This is a genomic window from Paenibacillus sp. 1_12 (assembly GCF_900114475.1).
Classification (GTDB): Bacteria; Bacillota; Bacilli; order Paenibacillales; family NBRC-103111; genus Paenibacillus_S.
In genome coordinates this window covers 1-17,511 of record NZ_FOTE01000022.1, presented here as the reverse complement: position 1 = coordinate 17,511, position 17,511 = coordinate 1, and the positions used below count along the sequence as shown (strand labels likewise).

The following is a 17,511-nucleotide window of genomic DNA, read 5'->3' as shown; positions in this document are numbered from 1 at the left end:
TGAATGCCAAGAGCAATTGGATTCATTCTACTTCGTTTCTACCTTCTATTCTCGTCTCTTAACGTACCGATGCAATCATCTGCTGCAGTTTGTCACAAAGCGCCTGAATGGTCGCATTTTTCATCCTGTAGCTGACACGATTTGCAATCAAACGGGTAGTGATTGCAAAAATTTCTTCCTGCTCCACCAAGCCGTTATCCCTAAGCGTTTGCCCGGTCTCGACCATATCCACGATACGATCCGCAAGACCGATCAAAGGAGCCAGCTCAATCGAGCCGTTCAGCTTGATAACCTCAACTTGCTGACCACGCTCCCGAAAAAATTGCGAGGCTACATTAGGATACTTAGTCGCTACTCTCGGATTCAATACCGGCTGCCAGTCCGGCAAGCCAATGACCGACATGCGGCAGCGTGCTATACCTAAATCCAACAGCTCATACACATCGCGATCTTCTTCCATTAATACATCCTTGCCCACTACTCCGATGTCAGCTACACCATACTCCACATAAGTGGGCACATCGACCGGTTTAGCCATAATGAATTCCATATTCGCCTCAGGCACTGGAATAATCAGCTTGCGCGAATCATCCATATCTTCTGGAATCAAAAGCCCCGCCTCGCGAAACAACTTGGAAGCCTGTTTATAGATACGCCCCTTGGGCATCGCCACTTTCAATACATCCTGCATAGGTCCCGCTCCTTTAATCAAACTCAATAACATCCCCATATGAAACACCATTCACAACAAACGTATCATCGTCTAGTCGAACGGCTGCTAATTTGCCCTCATCTTCGGAAAGCAGTCGCGTTTCAACCTTCGTGCCTTCACGCATACGCAGCTCCTTTGCCATCCGAAAGGCATCCTCACGCCCTGCAGCTTTATAGGCAATAAGTACCCGAAAGCTAGATTCGGTAGGTCGCTTGCTAATGACTTCCAAAATCCGGTTTGTCTTAAGCGCAAACCCCGTCGCCGGAGCGGGACGTCCGAATTGTGTCAGTAAATTATCATACCGACCACCGCTGCACACGGGAAAGCCCAAATCAGCCGCATATCCCTCAAACGTCATGCCTGTATAATAGGAAAAGTCTCCGATCATTGTTAAATCAATCAACACATGCTCACTGACTCCGTAAGCCTTCAGTACATCCCATACCTGGCACAAATGCGCAATGGATTGCTGTGCTACCGGGTCTTGCGTTACTAGCCGAGCCTGTGTACATATTTCCTCGCCTCCACGTAAGCGTAGAATACCTTCCAGCTCTTTTTGCAGGTCCTCGCTTAAACCAAGTGCCTTAATGTTTTCCCGATAGCCAACATAATCACGATTCAACAGACATTGCTTCAAGCTCTGCTGCTCATCCTTACGCTCCTGAAGCGTTTCATTAAAGAGCCCTGTCAGGAAACCTACATGCCCAAGCGCAATCTTGAAATCCTTGACGCCAGCCGCTTGCAGGCTCGCTATAGCTAAGGCAATTACCTCTGCATCGGATTCCGAGGAAGCATCACCTACCAGCTCCACTCCGGTTTGAAAAAACTCAGCATCACGTCCTGCTTCCGCTTCAATCGCACGAAATATATTCGCATGATAAGAAAGGCGAATAGGAAAAGGCTGCTGCTTCAACAAGGAGGATACGACCCGAGCTATCGGCGCTGTCATATCGGAGCGCATCACAAGCGTGGTCCCGTTACGGTCCAGTAATTTAAACAGCTTCCGATCCTCCGTAGAGCTTGCTACCCCCACCGTGTCGTAAAATTCTAATGTAGGCGTAATAATCTCCGAGTATCCCCATCGCTCCATACAGTTCAATACATTCGTTTCAATGGTCCGCAATTTAGCTACTGCCTCCGGAAGATAATCCTTAACCCCGGTTGGCTTTTCAAATACTTTTGGTTTGGACACCGTTCTTCACCCACCTATATCCTGCTTAATAATTTACTTTAGTGCGATAATGTGCTACCATACTACCAAGTTAAAGAATATAATCGTTAGTTTACCATTGAAACTACCTAACGTCAATACAGAATTGGCTATGTATACACTGCAAATTCCATCCAAGCAGAACTTATGAAATTATTCCCATTTGGGAATCCTGTATATAATAAAGCTCACGTTATAATGGAAAAACCTTCTTTTAAATATCTTATAAAGTGTTTGAAATATTCCCCGATGGAGTAAAGATTAAATAGGAAAGTCTCGTTCTATCATATTTGTGGAGGCAAGAACATGCAACTACCTGAAATCAGGCCGGATCGATTCAAAAGGTTGTTTTTAAACAACAAGTTTGTTTTATTTTTACTGACCCTACTATTGATCGGTCTCAATATCTTTGTATTAAACAAAATTCCCTTTGTTTTCAAACCATTTATTGTACTGGTTAAAACCGTCCTGCTGCCGCTGATCTTGACTGGTATCGTCTATTATTTATTGAATCCGATTGTCGATCTACTCGAACGTAAAAACATGAAACGGATTTATTCGATCATCTCACTCTACATATTGATTATTGCTGTCATTACGCTTTTGATTCTTGCCGTAATACCGGTCATTCATACGCAAATTATGGAATTGGTTCACAACTTCCCAGCCTATAGCGAGCAAGTTCAGCAGAATTTTGAATCATGGATTGGAAACGACATCTTCAATCAAATCCAGCAAACGACCGGGTTCAACCCCAACGATTGGACCCAAACGATAACCGAACGAATCACCTCTTTTATAAGTCTGGCCGGGGCCAGCATCGGAAGTTTTATTGGCTTTATCACCGAAACCTTGCTCGCGATTGCCGTAGTTCCTTTTATTTTGTTCTACTTGCTTAAAGAAGGTAAACGACTGCCCGATTACATACTAAGCTTCCTTCCCAACTCTTTTCGCAATCAGACCTTTGAAGTCATGTCCGAAATGAACCATCAAATCAGTACCTATATCCGCGGGCAAATTATCGTCAGCTTTTGCATCGGATTTTTGCTCTATATCGGCTATTTGATTATTGGTCTGAAATACTCACTGATTCTTGCCATCATTGCCGCCTTCACCAGCGTAGTACCTTATTTGGGGCCTGCCATTGCGATCACACCTGCCTTAATTGTTGCTGCCGTTACCTCTCCTGTCATGCTGCTCAAAATGATTGTCATTTGGACGATCGTGCAGTTAATAGAAGGTAAATTTATATCTCCGCAAATTATGGGCAAAACACTCAAAATCCATCCGATCACGATCATTTTTGTCATTTTGACAGCTGGTAACCTGTTCGGATTAGTCGGAATCATTCTTGCTGTTCCCGGTTATGCCGTGCTGAAGGTCATAGCTTCCCATCTGTTCGATTGGTTTAGACGGCGATCCGGATTGTATAGGACTTTTGAGTAACTTCCTCTGTATGAAATGAGCCCTGACTAGGGCTCTTTTTTGATTTTCCGCTTTCAAAATGTAAAAATGTATATTTGTGTTGTAGCCCATTCTTCCATATTGTATAGTGGTAAATGTTGGATTTATACGATATTTAAGGGAATGGAGACGATTTCATGCTATACACAAAGTCACACAGAACAATCAGTACGATGCTTGTCCTTATTTTATTATTCAGCATGATTCTTCCTGCAGTAGGATGGGGGGCAGCAGGTTCATTGAATGACATCAGTGATTCCTATGCACAAAAAGAAATCCAGACTCTGGCCGATAAAGGGATTATCTCCGGCTATGAGGATGGATCTTTTCAACCTCGCAAAACCATGAGCCGTGCCGAGTTAGCCAAAATGGTTGTGTTGGCTCTTGGACTCAAGGAGAATACGGACAAGGCTTCCTTGTTTACAGACGTCGAACCTAACAGCTGGTACCGTGGTTTTGTGGGGGCCCTTGTCGAGTCCGGGATTACACAGGGAACAACTGCTTCTACCTTTTCGCCGGAAGCAAAAGTAACGCGTGAAGAGCTCGTCGTCTTCTTTATAAGAGCCTTAGGCCTGGAATCGGCAAGCTTGGGTATACCCGTAGAAAATACATTCACAGATACCCAAGAGGTGTCCAGTTGGGCACAGGCTAGTGTTTCCCTTGCATTCCAGATTGGTTTTGTAAACGGTCTGGAACGTTCGGATGGTTCGCTAAAGTTCGGTCCCAAAGAGAACGCAGAAAGACAAGCGTTAGCCCGACTAGCTTATGAATTCAGCCATAATAAATCAAATTACATAGAAAAGGCCAGCCTGCTTACTAATAAGTATGCTGCTCTTACAGTGAGAAGTGCTGCTCCGATGACGGCAACAACAGTTGAAGTAACATTCAATCGCCCCCTCCTTGCTACGGACAAAGCCGATTTTGCATTTGATAACGGCCTATCCATTTCCAATGCTGAACTTAAACCGGAGAACGCTGCTATCGTCGTTTTAACAACAAGCTATCAATCATCGGGTACTGTCTACAAGCTAAGCTACAAAGGAAAAGAGACAGGAATCACAATAGCAGGTTTTAGTGTTCTCCTTGGCGGCGGGGGCGGGGGTGGCAGTTCCTCTTCAGCCAATTCAACCCCGAGCGCAGAAACACTCATCAATCAAGGCGGAACCTTTACCGATATGCTCCTGCGTACAAGCGGAACGTTTGGTCCGGCAAGCGGTACTTCTGTAATCACCGGCACATTAAGACTGGATCCGGGTGAGACAGGTGAAATCACACTGCAAAACGTGGAAGCCAACAATATCGAAGTTTTGTCTGGAAGCCCTGGCTCCATAAAACTTTTAAAAACAAAAGCGAATGTTCTGAAAGTAAATGCCTCTGCTCAAAGCCCCTTAGTTAGAGTCCAATCTTTGGAGGGTACTCAAGTCTTGATGACTCGTGTGTATTCCAAGGTGATACTGGAGTCTACTGCGGGTACGCTTGGCGATATTACTTTGGATACTGGCACTGCCAACCAAAATATTATTTTGAGAGGCAGCTTTAAAGGTACGATCTCCACTAATGCAGCTAATATTGTCATCAAGCTTGAAGCACCTGCAGAAAATTCTGGTGGCCAAACAGCCATTAACCAATTGAATATTGCATCCAATGCCAAAATTACTGTCGATCCTAACGCCACTTTGGGAGCCATCAACATATCTGCTCCAAATGCTTCTGTTGAACTTAAAGGCTCTGGCAGCGTAGGCTCATTAACTGTAGATGCTTCTGCAGTGGGTTCTATTCTGGATATTGGCAGTTCCTCCAACATTCAGAACATGCAAGTCAACGGAAATGCTGTACTGACTGGCGACCCTGTCAAAATTGCAGCTATTTTTATAACAGTTGCTGCTGGGGTCAAGGTAACAGCCTCGGAAGAGATAAAGACAGCATTAATAGCGATAGCAGTTCAAGCCATCAATCTGATAGGAACATTTTCTGAATACAGTCTGGAAAAAGAAACCTTGATTCGCACAGCCGATACCGCAGCAACCAGTGCCCTAAGTATAGGTGCTGTAGAAGCTGACCTTGTCAATAATAACGTTCTTGCGGCCGCCAAGCAGTCCATTGCAGCTTTGAAAGCTCCAATTGTTGCTGATTTGGATAATGCCAAATCGACGTTTATGATCAATTTCAATGCAGGAGACACAGATACCTATGTAACCAGTCATATAGCGCTGCCACTTATCGGGGCCAATGGAACGGTACTTAGCTGGACAACCTCCAACGCCTCTATTATTAGTAAAGAAGGCATCGTCACCCGACCAGCTTCCGGACAAGCTGATGTAGAGGTAAATCTGACAGTGACATTTGCCAAACAAGGATTAACAGTAACCAAGGAATTTAAGCTAATTGTAAAAGCTCAAGGCAGTTCACCCAACGTAACGACTGGTGCGATAAGCGGCTACGTTATGGGCCCTGATGGTTTACCCATTGCAGGAGCTGCAGTCACTGTGTTAGGAACCGCATTTTCAGCCATTTCGGATTCTACAGGCAAGTTCACTATCAGTAATATTCCAGGCGGCAGTAATTACTCTTTATTGGCTTCCTTGGGTGGATATTCGACTGAGCCCATGAAAGTTGCTGTAGCTGCGGGAAATACGACCATTTTGACAGCTCAACTTACATTTACTACATGGTCGATTGGAACTACTCAATTAGCATTTGACAGCAGCTACCACACCACGCTAGCAGAAGGAGATCAGATTACAGGGGATTTTGATACAGATAAAAAAATGTTTGTTCCGTTGATAATCAAAGATGCTTCAGGGAAAGTACTGACTCCAACTGAGATTGCAGATATGGCTTACAAATTCTCCATATATTCTACCGGCGGTATCATTCTTGAACCTTATCAAACACTCGACCCGCAGATTGGGCAACCGGTTATGATTCCCATCGTACAATCAGGCATACACAGAGGCAAAATCGCTATTAACAGCGTAAGTGTGAAAGGTATTGCGACCATTACTGTTGAAATGAAAAACAAGTCGGATGCTAAGGCACAGTTTATAACCATCGTCGGTGAGAAGCGTATACCGGATCGAATAGCCTATTCAAAAGCACCTAATCGATATATGGCCAATAATACGGATAATGAGTTAAAAGTAAAAATTTATGATCAATACGGCGAAGGTTATAAAATGTCTTCAGGAAATATCGATTATGCAATACAAGTAAAGCTTGTAGCTAATACCATTATCACTGGCAGTGGAAATAGTGATTATGGCTTTTCATTAAAAAGCAATGATGTGGCTAATCCAAATGGCAGCGGAGCTGCTCTGACAACCAAGAAATTTGTTGCGATACCTACTGCTGCGAATCGGGAGGCAACAATCAAAAAGTTTAACGAATACGTCAATCAATATGAAGACTACTACCAATTACGTTTTGAAGACATTTATGACAAATCATTTAAGCTGATTACCAGCAATGCAGCACCAGGGGCACATTATTCACTGAGTTTCCAGCTCAACGAATTTCAATGCACTAGCACCAGCTATAACAGTGTTCCGAGCTCCAGCAGCGGTAGTGGCGGCAGTAGTAGCACTTCAAACGGTGGCTCTAGCGGCGGCGGTGGCGGCAGCAGTAGTTCTAACGGTAGCTCTAGCAGTGGCGGTGGTGGTGCTGGCTACTGCATCCTTTCTAAGGAAATCAGCTCCTTAACTACAACCATCGAGGTTCTCGATCCAAGCGATTTTAAAAACAAATTGAATTACGAGGCTTATATCGATAAAGGAATAAATAACACCATTCTCGCATTGGATAACTACGTGGGTGGCGTTAACGATGCTACCTATGCAAAAAAATACTATCCATTATTCACTAGACAAGTTAAGGTTCGCGCAACGACGAGTGCTGGGGAGACCGTATCTATCCCAAATAGTGTCACCTCCGTTAGCAGCTCAAACCGAAGTGTCGTTGATGCTACTTACTCTGTTTCAAATACTACAGAAGCTATATTCATCGCCGGTATGGGTGTTGGAACAGCACAACTCCAGGTATCCTATCGCGATATTGCTGGAAATCCTCAAGCAGCCTCATTAAATACTGTCAGTAAAAATGAGGCTCCGATCATTACCAGCCTGATGTTTGCCGTAAATAGTGCTACCATTGATCGGCCCTACTTACAAACCATTGCAGCTCTGTCTAAACTGTATGCATGGGACACTCAACTTGGTCGTAAGCTCTCCATTGTTGACCAGTATGGCAATGAGTATATATCCGATCGAACTCCTGAAACCCATAAGGACGATAATGGTAATGCGAAGACAGATCAGAATATCCAACTTTATCAGCCATTTTTAAAACTATCTTATACAATCACCGATATCATATTCGCAGGTGGCAGTTATGGTAGCGACAACACAGTAACCATAAACTCCCAAGGACAAATCACGCATGTTGGTAATGCTGTAATCGGTTTTACCATTCAGGTAAAATCCCCTAGTCAACAGTTCAGTTCTGTTCAAGTTACGGTTCGATAATCGGTACAAACTATCCTCTTGGCTGCACGCAAAAAAGACCCTAATGGGTCTTTTTTCATTTACTTTCATTGGTCTATGAACAACTGACTCCAATCGCTCATCGAATGTCACTGCGAATCACCTGAAGCGGATTACCGGCAACAAAGCTATAAGGTTCTACATTCTTATGTACGACAGAGCCCGCACCTATCACTGCATGATCGCCAATCGTCACCCCTGGAAGAATCGTCGTATTCGCTCCGATCATGACATGAGAGCCAATACGGACTGTTCCTATTCGGTATTCCTTAATTAAATATTCGTGGGTCAGAATCGTCGAGTTGTATCCAATGATCGTATTATCCCCTACCTCAATTCGTTCAGGGAAAAATACATCCACCATAACCATTAAAGCAAAAGAGGTTTGATGCCCTACCTTCATCCCCAGCAAATGGCGATAGATCCACCTTTTCATAGGTAGTGATGGCGTATATCTTGAGATTTGAATACAAATAAAATTGCGAACCGCCTTCCAGCGGCTAACCGTTCGGTACATTTGCCAAAGTGAATTGGGTCCCTCTATCGGAAATTTATCCGTTTGTCTCAAGCGAAATCTCCTCGACTCCTGTGAGCTTAAGTAATTCCTTTATATCTTGTATGATGTAAGTAGGCTTGTACTGCTGCAAATACGGAATTCCTTTAAGTGACCACGCAACAGCTACTACAGGAATACCCGCATTGTGAGCCGCCTCTATGTCGTAATGACTATCCCCAACCATCACGGAACCCTCTGCTTCAGAACCCAACTCCGTCAACGCTTTGCGTATGCCCTCCGGATCAGGCTTCGGCAATTTGACATCATCGACCGTAACGATCGAATCAAAATAATCATACAACCCGCACAGTCTTAACCCCATCTCTGAAGTAATCCGAACTTTGCTTGTAACAATCCCCATTTTGATACCAGCAGCATGCAGCTTACCCAGCGTTTCACGTACACCGGAAAACTCCGTCACCAGCTTATCGTGCTTCTCAATGTTAAATGTCCTGTACTTCAGCACTAAATCTTCTACATTCTCTCTACCTGAAAAATATTTCATTTGCTCGATTAACGGCCGACCCATATTAGGAATAATATGTTCCCTTGTAACCGGCTCTTCAGTAATGCCTTCAAATGTGTGTATAAATGACTGTATAATCAGCTCGTTTGTATCGATAATTGTTCCATCGAGGTCAAATAATAGTGTATGGATCATGTGACTGAATTGTCCTCCCTAATTTTCGTTACCCAAGTAGTTTACCCTCCTAAACCCTCCCTATAGGGAGGGCCCCAAAGGGCGCTGCCCTCTGGACTCCCTTGGAGCGTGTGCGGACTATTGTGTTCTCGGGCCGCTACCGTCCCTGCGGGACACGCTTGACTTGGGTGGCGGTTTATCGTGTGCTTACTGCCGTGTTCTCGGGCCGCTTTCGTCCTACGGACACGCTTGACTTTGTTGGGGCTGCATTGTATTCGGACGGTTGTGTGCGGAGCATCGTCTCTGCGAGACACGCTCAGTTTACTCAGGCTTCTCTGGCTTTTTGAGTATGACTTCCTGAGATTCTTCTGAGTCTGTCTTTACTTCAGAGGCATGCTCAGTGTGTTGTGCCACAATCTGATCTGCTGAAGGCGGGGTCACCACTGGGATGCCTGTGAGTAAAGGTACTGCAGATTCTTCAGCAGGATTATTTGCAGCATCCGCATCTGCCGCGGATGGCTCTTCTACATAACCAAGCGGACGGATAGGATCCGAATAACGTTCGACTGCAGCCCCGCTTTTTCTGCGATACATCATAAACGCCAAAGCGAACAAGATGATCAGTACGGCAAGCAGCTGTGATATGCGGATATTGCCGCCATAGGTCATAAAACCCGATTCAAACCCTAAAGCTCTCATTGGCGCCCACAGTCCGTTCATGAGTGAAGCCAACCATTCCGGTCCGGTGAAATCCAGACTATCTGTTCTTAAGCCCTCCACGAAAAATCGGACAATCGAATACCCAATGAAATAACTTAAAAACAGCTCTCCTGCGCGTAAAAATGACCGTCTGCGCAGCACGAGCAAAATCAGTAATACAATAAAATTAAATACAGATTCATACAAAAAAGTCGGATGATAATATTGGCCATTAATCAACATCTGATTGACAATGAAATCAGGTAAGTGCAGAGAGTTTCTTAAAAACGCCTCACTCACAGGCCCGCCATGAGCCTCCTGATTAATAAAATTCCCCCAGCGCCCGATAGCTTGGCCGATAATCAAACCTGGTGCGCACACATCAGCAATACGCCAAAAGCTGTAGCCTTTACGACGCGTATAAATGACGGCACAAATGACGGCACCGATCAATGCGCCATAGATAGCGATACCACCATGCCATACCATAAAGACCTCGGATAAATTATCCCTGTAATCTTCCCACTTGAAGGCCACATAATAAATTCGCGCACCAATTATGGCTGAAGGCACTCCAAGCAGCACCAAATCCATATAAAAGTCTGGATTCATGCCAAACCGTTTACCTTCTTGAATAGCCAGCAGCAAACCCATTAAGGCTGCCGTACCCAAAATAATACCGTACCAATGCACCTGTAGTGCCCCGATCCCAAATGCAATCGGATTCATAGCCAACCACATGTTGTTCTCCCTTCTGAATGCCGAAACCTTCTCTTATTCCATATCGTCCATATCTTCGGCTAATGTTTCCGTAAGCTTATTCGTAAACTGCAGCGCAGCATTATAACCCATCCGCTTCAAACGATAATTCATGGCAGCAACCTCAATGATAACCGCCAAATTTCGTCCTGGACGAACAGGAATCGTTACCAAAGGAATATCGGTTTCAATAATACGCGTTGTCTCTTCATCTAGCCCCAAACGATCATATTGCTTGTCCTGCTGCCACGTTTCCAGCTTAATCACAACTGAAATTTTCTTCAAGTTGCGAATTGCACCAGCGCCGAACAAAGTCATCATATTAATGATACCCACACCACGAATTTCTAATAAATGACGGATCAGCTCCGGTGCATTTCCAACCAGCACATGATCAGCCGTTTGACGAATTTCAACTGCATCATCGGCAATCAACCGATGTCCCCTTTTAACAAGCTCCAGGGCCGTTTCACTTTTACCAATACCACTAGAACCGGAGATCAAGATCCCAATGCCATATACATCTACCAGAACACCATGAATGGTCGTAGAAGGTGCAAGCTTATTTTCTAAAAAACCTGTTATTCTGCTTAATAAAATGGTAGTAGACTGAGGAGTTCGCAGCACTGGAATCTGTTTATCATTTGCAGCAGCCAGCAGCTCAATGGGCACATCTAAACCGCGGCTGATCAAAATACACGGTGTTTCCTCTGGGGCACACAGACGGGTCATCCGATCCATTCGCTCTTCCGAGGACAAACCATGAAAAAAGGTCAGTTCCGTCTTCCCCAAAATTTGCACACGTTCCATGGGATGGAATTCATAATAACCCGCCATCTCTAATCCAGGTCGATACAAATCAGCTACGGTTATCTGTCTTTTCAGTCCTCCCTCACCGCAAATAACTTCCAAATGAAATTCCGCCACAAGATCGGATACTTTTACTTTTTTTGGCATCTCTCTTCCGTCTCCTTCATTTTCCCGATAATTCCATCGTATATAAAATACCGTCATAAATCAACTCATACTGCGAATTCCAGTTAGAATTCAATAAAAAAAGACCAGTCATTAAGACTGGCCTTCTACGTTATACGCAAATTATGAAGTGAAGATGGATAATGTTGATTCTTTATCGAAGAAATGAACTTTATTCATATCAACAGCTAATTTCACGTTTGTATTTTCTTTGAATCCTGCACGTCCGTCAACACGAGCTACTACGCTGTTTTTGCCAATACCAGTCAAGTACAAGAACATTTCATGACCCAAGTTCTCAGCAACTTCGATATGTGCATTAACTACGGAATTAGGTGAAGCTTCCAGGAATACTGGCTCTTCGTGAAGATCCTCAGGACGGATACCCATAACAACTTCTTTACCCAGGTAGCCTTTTTCACGCAAGAATTTTGCTTTACCTTCTGGCACTTCTACATTCACGCCATCCGCTTTGAAGTAAACGCTATTGTTAGCATCAGTGAAGTTACCTGTAATGAAGTTCATCGAAGGAGATCCGATAAAGCTCGCTACGAACATGTTTTTCGGGAAGTTGTAGATTTCTTCTGGTGTATCGGCTTGTTGAATAATTCCTTTTTCCATAACAACGATACGATCACCCATTGTCATAGCTTCGGTTTGGTCATGCGTTACATAGATAGTCGTAACTTCCAAACGTTTGGACAATTTACTGATCTCAGCACGCATCTGTACGCGCAGCTTAGCATCCAAGTTGGAAAGAGGCTCATCCATTAAGAAAACTTGCGGCTCACGTACAATCGCACGGCCCAAGGCAACACGTTGACGTTGACCACCGGAAAGAGCTTTTGGTTTACGATCAAGCAAATGTGTAATATCTAGAATTTTAGCTGCATCGCGAACACGAGCGTCGATATCAGCTTTTTTGAATTTACGAAGTTTAAGGCCGAACGCCATATTTTGATAAACACTCATATGAGGATACAAGGCATAAGATTGGAAAACCATCGCGATATCGCGGTCTTTAGGTGCTACGTCGTTAACCAAACGGTCGCCGATGTAAAGTTCACCCTCAGTGATTTCTTCCAAACCTGCAATCATACGAAGAGTTGTGGACTTACCGCAACCGGAAGCGCCTACAAGAACGACAAACTCTTTATCTTTGACTTCAAGGTGGAAATCTTTAACTGTTGCTTCTTCTGCACCCGCGTATTTTTTTACGATATGGTTTAAGCGTACACCTGCCATGATTCAATTCCCCCTACATATTTATGATCAATTTATATCCTTATCTTACCCTACCTATCCGCTTGTGACTATGCACAATCCTCACAAAAAAATCACTTTCTTTTCGTTACTTTGTACAATAGGAGTGCAATCTTGACCAATACCGCATCATTAAATGTACGAACATCCAAACCTGTCTCTTGTTTAAACTTGTCCAACCGGTAAAGCAGCGTATTTCTATGAATATAGAGCTTTTTCGCAGTTTCACTAACATTACAGTCAATCCGGAAAAACTGCTCCAGCGTTGTCATCGTCTCCGAATCCAGCGCAACATCAAGTCGCTTCAATACACGTTCCAGGAAGCTTGTCTTATCCCCCTCGGGAATCTGATGAATAAGCTTCTCCAACTGCAAGGACCATGGCAAATGCATATTGCTTCCGACATGATAGGTACGTCCAAGCATGATCGTTTCGCGCAGCTGCAAAACACTTGCATACAACGACTTCGCAGGCAAAATAGGATAGTGGATCGCAAGATGACACTCACCGATCCATTCATTTTCCAGCATCGCGTGCAAGCCGAATCCAATAGCCGCAAGGGTATCCTCCAGGCTCTCTTCATCTCCATTATCACGCTCATCAGCCGCATCGATCGAGAGCATTTTTTCGGAGCCAAGAATAAGCCATTCCTTCTCCATCAGCGGGATCAAAATCATCTCCGTATCAAAAAAAGATTCCAGCAGCTTCTTCAGCTCCTGATAGCTCACCCGCTGTGATTGGGAATAATCCCCGTAGAGCAGTAAAGGAATCTTGGTCGAATACAAGGACAGCTGGGAAACCAAAGTGTCGGGCATTTCCGCATGAACGAGCCCAAGCTCCTGCTGCTGTTTGAACCAATCCTTCACCATCGCTGCCTTGCGCTCCTCCTCACTGGTGGAAGAGGTGTTTTTCTTCTCCTGCATACGGCGAGTCTCCAGCATCAGCTCAACGAGCTGCCGTTCTGCTAATGTCACACCTTCGGCCGCTACTGACAATACAAGTGCATCCTGAGCATCCTTATTAACGAAAAATACGAGTTGATCTTCAAGCACGATACTTTTCGTTGAAGCTGGCTTGTCCTTGGCTTCGGATTCAAGCTGATTCAACCAATGCTCCCAAGTCCATTTTGATAAACGTACAGACCCTTTGAAAATCTGTTCCAGCTGCTGCCTTAATGGCTCCCAGTCCATACTTGAGCCCCCAACCTATTTTAGTTTAACAAAGATAAGATAAATAATGATGCCGTATAACCGTTATCCTTTATTTATCCTTGTCCCTGATGTCCACAATCTTCTGCTGCTGAGCAGAGGCCTTCAATCCTACTTTATCATAGCAAAATAGCGATAAACAACCAAGTATCAAACAAAGAAAACCACCTTGTACAGCACAAGATGGTTTCTCCGGTTCATTGCTTATTCTATTTTTTCAATCAATCACCCTGCGGGCCGTTACATAATGCTCCTTCCACCATCCGCTGTCGATCGTGCTGTATTTAACCCCGCCCTCACCATAAGTATGTACCATCATACCGTCACCGATATACATGCCAACATGACCAATCTTTCCTTTGGAATCCTTTGTTGTAAAAAACACAAGATCGCCCGTGTCCAGATTACTTTTGCTGACGAATTTACCCTCCAATGCTTGATCACGGGAAACGCGCGGCAGCGAGATTTCATATTGGGAAAAGATCCATTTCATAAAAGACGAACAATCAAACGTCTCGGTTTGCCCGTATTTGGCTCCAAACACGTAGGGAGTTCCCAAATATTTTTGGGCTTCAAGCACCAGCTTCGTACGCAGCTGATCATTTGCGGTCAAAATTCGACGTGCTCCGATAAATTCATTGCTAAACGTACTCGTGGAGTACGTGACCACTTCATCCTTGGATTTAGATGCCATTACCATCTTGCCGTTTCCGATATAAATTCCTGATGAGCTTGGGGTATTGCCTTTTCCGAAAAATAAAACATCCCCTTCAATTACACTCGATAATGATTTTATCAACGGTTTATTCATATTATATTGGTCGTTCAAAGCTCTTGGCATCTTGTAATCAAGCATTTTATATACATAATAGTTAAGTCCCGATGCGTCAAAGCCTTTAGCTATCGTTTGCTCGCCTGCTGTAAAATCATGCCCAACCAGCTTTTTGCTTAATGACACAGCATCCATATCATCATAAGCGGCATAAGCCGATCCTGCCATAACCCCGCTTAAAGCAATTGCCATAACTACGGTCAAGCCTGCAGCCCGAAACATACTGCCTTTTACCATCATGAATTCCCTCCAATTTCACATATGTTATCCATTTTTGGGTGACTTCTATTCCCATATCAACACATTACCATGGAAAATATGTGAGATTCATTGATCAATATGTACCTCGAAACTGAAAAGGTTGGGCTTCGGTCCACAATCAGGAAATGACTTCTGCATCTATATCCCTTTTTGGCCTACAATGCACTTCAATCTTAGTTTGCTTATCAATCTGTTTAATTGAAGATGCGTAAGCAGCTACATTTACCGTAAAGGAACCTACAGAAAGCTTGGTACCTCATTTACAACCACTTAACGAATGTGCTACAGTTTTATCAACTGCTTTATCACAAAAAAGCGTCAAAGCACGACAACCCTTTTATTAAACACAAAGGAGGGCATGGGATGACATCCAGATTAGATGAATTGAGAAAAAACATCGACGAAATTGACCATGAAATGATTGCTCTATTAGCTAAAAGGTTTAAATATACAGAAGAAGTGGGACTCTATAAAGCGAAAAACAATCTAAATGCTCAAGATACAACCCGTGAGTCTCAACAGTTTCAGAAAATCACTCAGCTTTCAGAACGGCATGGCTTAACTCCTGAATATGCATCAGAAATTTACCGACGTATTATAGATATTGTTATTTCTCGGCATCAGGAGTTACTGACAATGAATCTGAAAGATGATCAAGCTAGTCGTGTTCGATAACGTGACATTCTGGAAACCGCATTACTAATACAAAGGAGCTGCTTCTCATGGCCATTGTCGAACTCACCATTATTCCGATTGGCACCACATCCACCAGCTTAAGCGCTTATGTAGCCAATATGCAGGAAGTACTTGCACAGACGAAAGAACCCATTAGCTATCAAATGACGCCCATGAGCACGATTATAGAGGGTGAGCTTGATGATTTATTCAAGGTCATAAGCCGCTTGCATGAACTGCCCTTTCAAAATGGGGCACAACGTGTTTCCACATCCATTAAAATTGATGATCGTCGAGATCAACCCAGCTCCATGCAGCAAAAAATGAAATCGGTAGAAACAAAATTAGGTCTATGAATCCGTATAAATGAACTGAATGTCAAAACATTTCAAATTACATGATGCTCGACAAAAAAAAAGAGACCTTTGCAGGTCTCTTACTTTTGTATGGATGAGACATGTAGGATTCGAACCTACGACACCCTGATTAAAAGTCAGGTGCTCTACCAACTGAGCTAATGTCTCAAATCATGGTGGAGGATGATGGATTCGAACCACCGAACTCAGAGAGAGCAGATTTACAGTCTGCCGTGTTTAGCCACTTCACTAATCCTCCATATGGGATCATGCTGCATCGCTGCAGTAAAAATCCAATGGTGGCTCGGGACGGAATCGAACCGCCGACACGAGGATTTTCAGTCCTCTGCTCTACCGACTGAGCTACCGAGCCATACTGCAATATTTTCAAATTTCAAGTACCATTCATATTAAAAGGAAACTCGTCCATCTTTAAAGTAATGGTAATAAAATGGCGGAGCCGACGGGATTCGAACCCGCGGTCTCCTGCGTGACAGGCAGGCATGTTGGGCCACTACACCACGGCTCCGCATTTGAAAAAGTACATGGTGCCGTCGAGAGGACTTGAACCCCCAACCTACTGATTACAAGTCAGTTGCTCTACCAGTTGAGCTACAACGGCAAGTTTGTATGATGTCCTTCAACAAGTATGTGGAGGAATCATCAATATTATTCTTCAAAATTGAAATGGTGGAGGCTGACGGGATCGAACCGCCGACCCTCTGCTTGTAAGGCAGATGCTCTCCCAGCTGAGCTAAGCCTCCATAATGGAATGAAACCAAACGAATTATAACACATTTCATTAATTAAAATCAATTAAAAGAAATGGTAGCGGCGAAGGGAATCGAACCCCCGACCTCACGGGTATGAACCGTACGCTCTAGCCAGCTGAGCTACACCGCCACATGGAAAATTCACTACGGAGAGAGAGGGATTCGAACCCTCGCACCACTTACGCAGTCTAACCCCTTAGCAGAGGGTCCCCTTATAGCCACTTGGGTATCTCTCCATGATCATTAGAAACAATGGACGCATTGCTCCCTGAAAACTAGATCCGAAACTTCACATTGCGCTCGAGCAGCGCGCCTCACTCGCTTTCGCTTGCAAGACCTTTCTTTTGGATAAGCCCTCGACCGATTAGTATTCGTCAGCTCCATACCTTGCGGCACTTCCACCCCGAACCTATCTACCTCGTCGTCTACAAGGGGTCTTACTAATTGGGAAATCTCATCTTGAGGGGGGCTTCGCGCTTAGATGCTTTCAGCGCTTATCCCTTCCGTACGTAGCTATCCAGCCGTGCTCCTGGCGGAACAACTGGTACACCAGCGGTACGTCCATCCCGGTCCTCTCGTACTAAGGACAG

The 17,511-nt window shown here is 44.2% G+C and carries 13 protein-coding genes, 8 tRNA genes and 1 rRNA gene; 4 read left to right on the top strand and 18 right to left on the bottom strand.

Features of this window, described 5'->3' with window-relative positions; all coding sequences use genetic code 11:
• Positions 1 to 58: 58 nt before the first annotated feature.
• Together hisG and BM210_RS28930 are read right to left on the bottom strand one after the other, a co-directional pair.
• Positions 59 to 691: an ATP phosphoribosyltransferase gene (hisG, locus tag BM210_RS28935; protein ID WP_091175930.1), complete on the bottom strand. Its 633-nt coding sequence runs from the start codon at positions 689 to 691 to the stop codon at positions 59 to 61.
• A 13-nt stretch (positions 692 to 704) separates the two neighbouring features.
• Positions 705 to 1,904 (bottom strand): ATP phosphoribosyltransferase regulatory subunit, encoded by a 1,200-nt coding sequence (locus BM210_RS28930; protein WP_091175928.1) that lies wholly within the window; start codon positions 1,902 to 1,904, stop codon positions 705 to 707.
• A 324-nt stretch (positions 1,905 to 2,228) separates the two neighbouring features.
• On the opposite strand from BM210_RS28930, the gene BM210_RS28925 reads away from it, so the two are divergent.
• The gene (locus BM210_RS28925; protein WP_091175927.1) at positions 2,229 to 3,368 is read left to right on the top strand and encodes an AI-2E family transporter; all 1,140 of its coding nucleotides are present in this window, start codon (positions 2,229 to 2,231) and stop codon (positions 3,366 to 3,368) included.
• 155 nt (positions 3,369 to 3,523) lie between these two features.
• The gene (locus tag BM210_RS28920) at positions 3,524 to 7,906 is read left to right on the top strand and encodes an S-layer homology domain-containing protein (RefSeq protein ID WP_091175925.1); all 4,383 of its coding nucleotides are present in this window, start codon (positions 3,524 to 3,526) and stop codon (positions 7,904 to 7,906) included.
• Between the two features lie 97 nt (positions 7,907 to 8,003).
• Here BM210_RS28920 and BM210_RS28915 read toward each other — a convergent pair whose 3' ends face one another.
• The 7 genes from BM210_RS28915 to BM210_RS28885 all read right to left on the bottom strand — a co-directional run bounded on the left by BM210_RS28915 (position 8,004) and on the right by BM210_RS28885 (position 15,096).
• Positions 8,004 to 8,492, bottom strand: a complete 489-nt coding sequence (locus BM210_RS28915; protein WP_091175923.1) for an acyltransferase — start codon at positions 8,490 to 8,492, stop codon at positions 8,004 to 8,006.
• Positions 8,476 to 9,141, bottom strand: coding sequence for a pyrophosphatase PpaX (gene ppaX, locus BM210_RS28910; protein WP_091175921.1), 666 nt, complete (start codon positions 9,139 to 9,141; stop codon positions 8,476 to 8,478). The genes BM210_RS28915 and ppaX overlap by 17 nt, the downstream gene beginning before the upstream one ends.
• Positions 9,142 to 9,441: 300 nt before the next feature.
• Positions 9,442 to 10,560, bottom strand: a complete 1,119-nt coding sequence (gene lgt, locus BM210_RS28905) for a prolipoprotein diacylglyceryl transferase (protein WP_091175919.1) — start codon at positions 10,558 to 10,560, stop codon at positions 9,442 to 9,444.
• Between the two features lie 33 nt (positions 10,561 to 10,593).
• Positions 10,594 to 11,535, bottom strand: a complete 942-nt coding sequence (gene hprK, locus BM210_RS28900) for an HPr(Ser) kinase/phosphatase (protein ID WP_091175917.1) — start codon at positions 11,533 to 11,535, stop codon at positions 10,594 to 10,596.
• Between the two features lie 141 nt (positions 11,536 to 11,676).
• Positions 11,677 to 12,798: an ABC transporter ATP-binding protein gene (locus BM210_RS28895; protein ID WP_076230615.1), complete on the bottom strand. Its 1,122-nt coding sequence runs from the start codon at positions 12,796 to 12,798 to the stop codon at positions 11,677 to 11,679.
• Between the two features lie 92 nt (positions 12,799 to 12,890).
• Positions 12,891 to 14,006 (bottom strand): PucR family transcriptional regulator, encoded by a 1,116-nt coding sequence (locus BM210_RS28890; RefSeq protein ID WP_091175915.1) that lies wholly within the window; start codon positions 14,004 to 14,006, stop codon positions 12,891 to 12,893.
• A 235-nt stretch (positions 14,007 to 14,241) separates the two neighbouring features.
• Positions 14,242 to 15,096, bottom strand: coding sequence for an NlpC/P60 family protein (locus tag BM210_RS28885; RefSeq protein ID WP_091175914.1), 855 nt, complete (start codon positions 15,094 to 15,096; stop codon positions 14,242 to 14,244).
• Between the two features lie 384 nt (positions 15,097 to 15,480).
• On the opposite strand from BM210_RS28885, the gene BM210_RS28880 reads away from it, so the two are divergent.
• On the top strand, positions 15,481 to 15,792 hold the full coding sequence (locus BM210_RS28880; protein ID WP_091175912.1) for a chorismate mutase: 312 nt from the start codon (positions 15,481 to 15,483) through the stop codon (positions 15,790 to 15,792).
• A 47-nt stretch (positions 15,793 to 15,839) separates the two neighbouring features.
• The gene (locus BM210_RS28875; RefSeq protein WP_091175911.1) at positions 15,840 to 16,148 is read left to right on the top strand and encodes an MTH1187 family thiamine-binding protein; all 309 of its coding nucleotides are present in this window, start codon (positions 15,840 to 15,842) and stop codon (positions 16,146 to 16,148) included.
• A gap of 95 nt (positions 16,149 to 16,243) precedes the next feature.
• Here BM210_RS28875 and BM210_RS28870 read toward each other — a convergent pair.
• The 9 genes from BM210_RS28870 to BM210_RS28830 all read right to left on the bottom strand — a co-directional run.
• Positions 16,244 to 16,316: transfer RNA gene (locus tag BM210_RS28870), tRNA-Lys, on the bottom strand.
• Between the two features lie 6 nt (positions 16,317 to 16,322).
• Positions 16,323 to 16,407, bottom strand: a tRNA-Tyr gene (locus BM210_RS28865).
• A gap of 38 nt (positions 16,408 to 16,445) precedes the next feature.
• Positions 16,446 to 16,521: transfer RNA gene (locus tag BM210_RS28860), tRNA-Phe, on the bottom strand.
• A 79-nt stretch (positions 16,522 to 16,600) separates the two neighbouring features.
• Positions 16,601 to 16,677 (bottom strand) — tRNA-Asp (locus BM210_RS28855).
• 17 nt (positions 16,678 to 16,694) lie between these two features.
• Positions 16,695 to 16,770 (bottom strand) — tRNA-Thr (locus tag BM210_RS28850).
• A 66-nt stretch (positions 16,771 to 16,836) separates the two neighbouring features.
• Positions 16,837 to 16,912, bottom strand: a tRNA-Val gene (locus BM210_RS28845).
• A gap of 62 nt (positions 16,913 to 16,974) precedes the next feature.
• Positions 16,975 to 17,051 (bottom strand) — tRNA-Met (locus BM210_RS28840).
• A 17-nt stretch (positions 17,052 to 17,068) separates the two neighbouring features.
• A tRNA-Ser gene (locus BM210_RS28835) sits at positions 17,069 to 17,157 on the bottom strand.
• Positions 17,158 to 17,265: 108 nt separating this feature from the next.
• A 23S ribosomal RNA gene (locus tag BM210_RS28830) occupies positions 17,266 to 17,511 on the bottom strand; the annotation flags it as partial.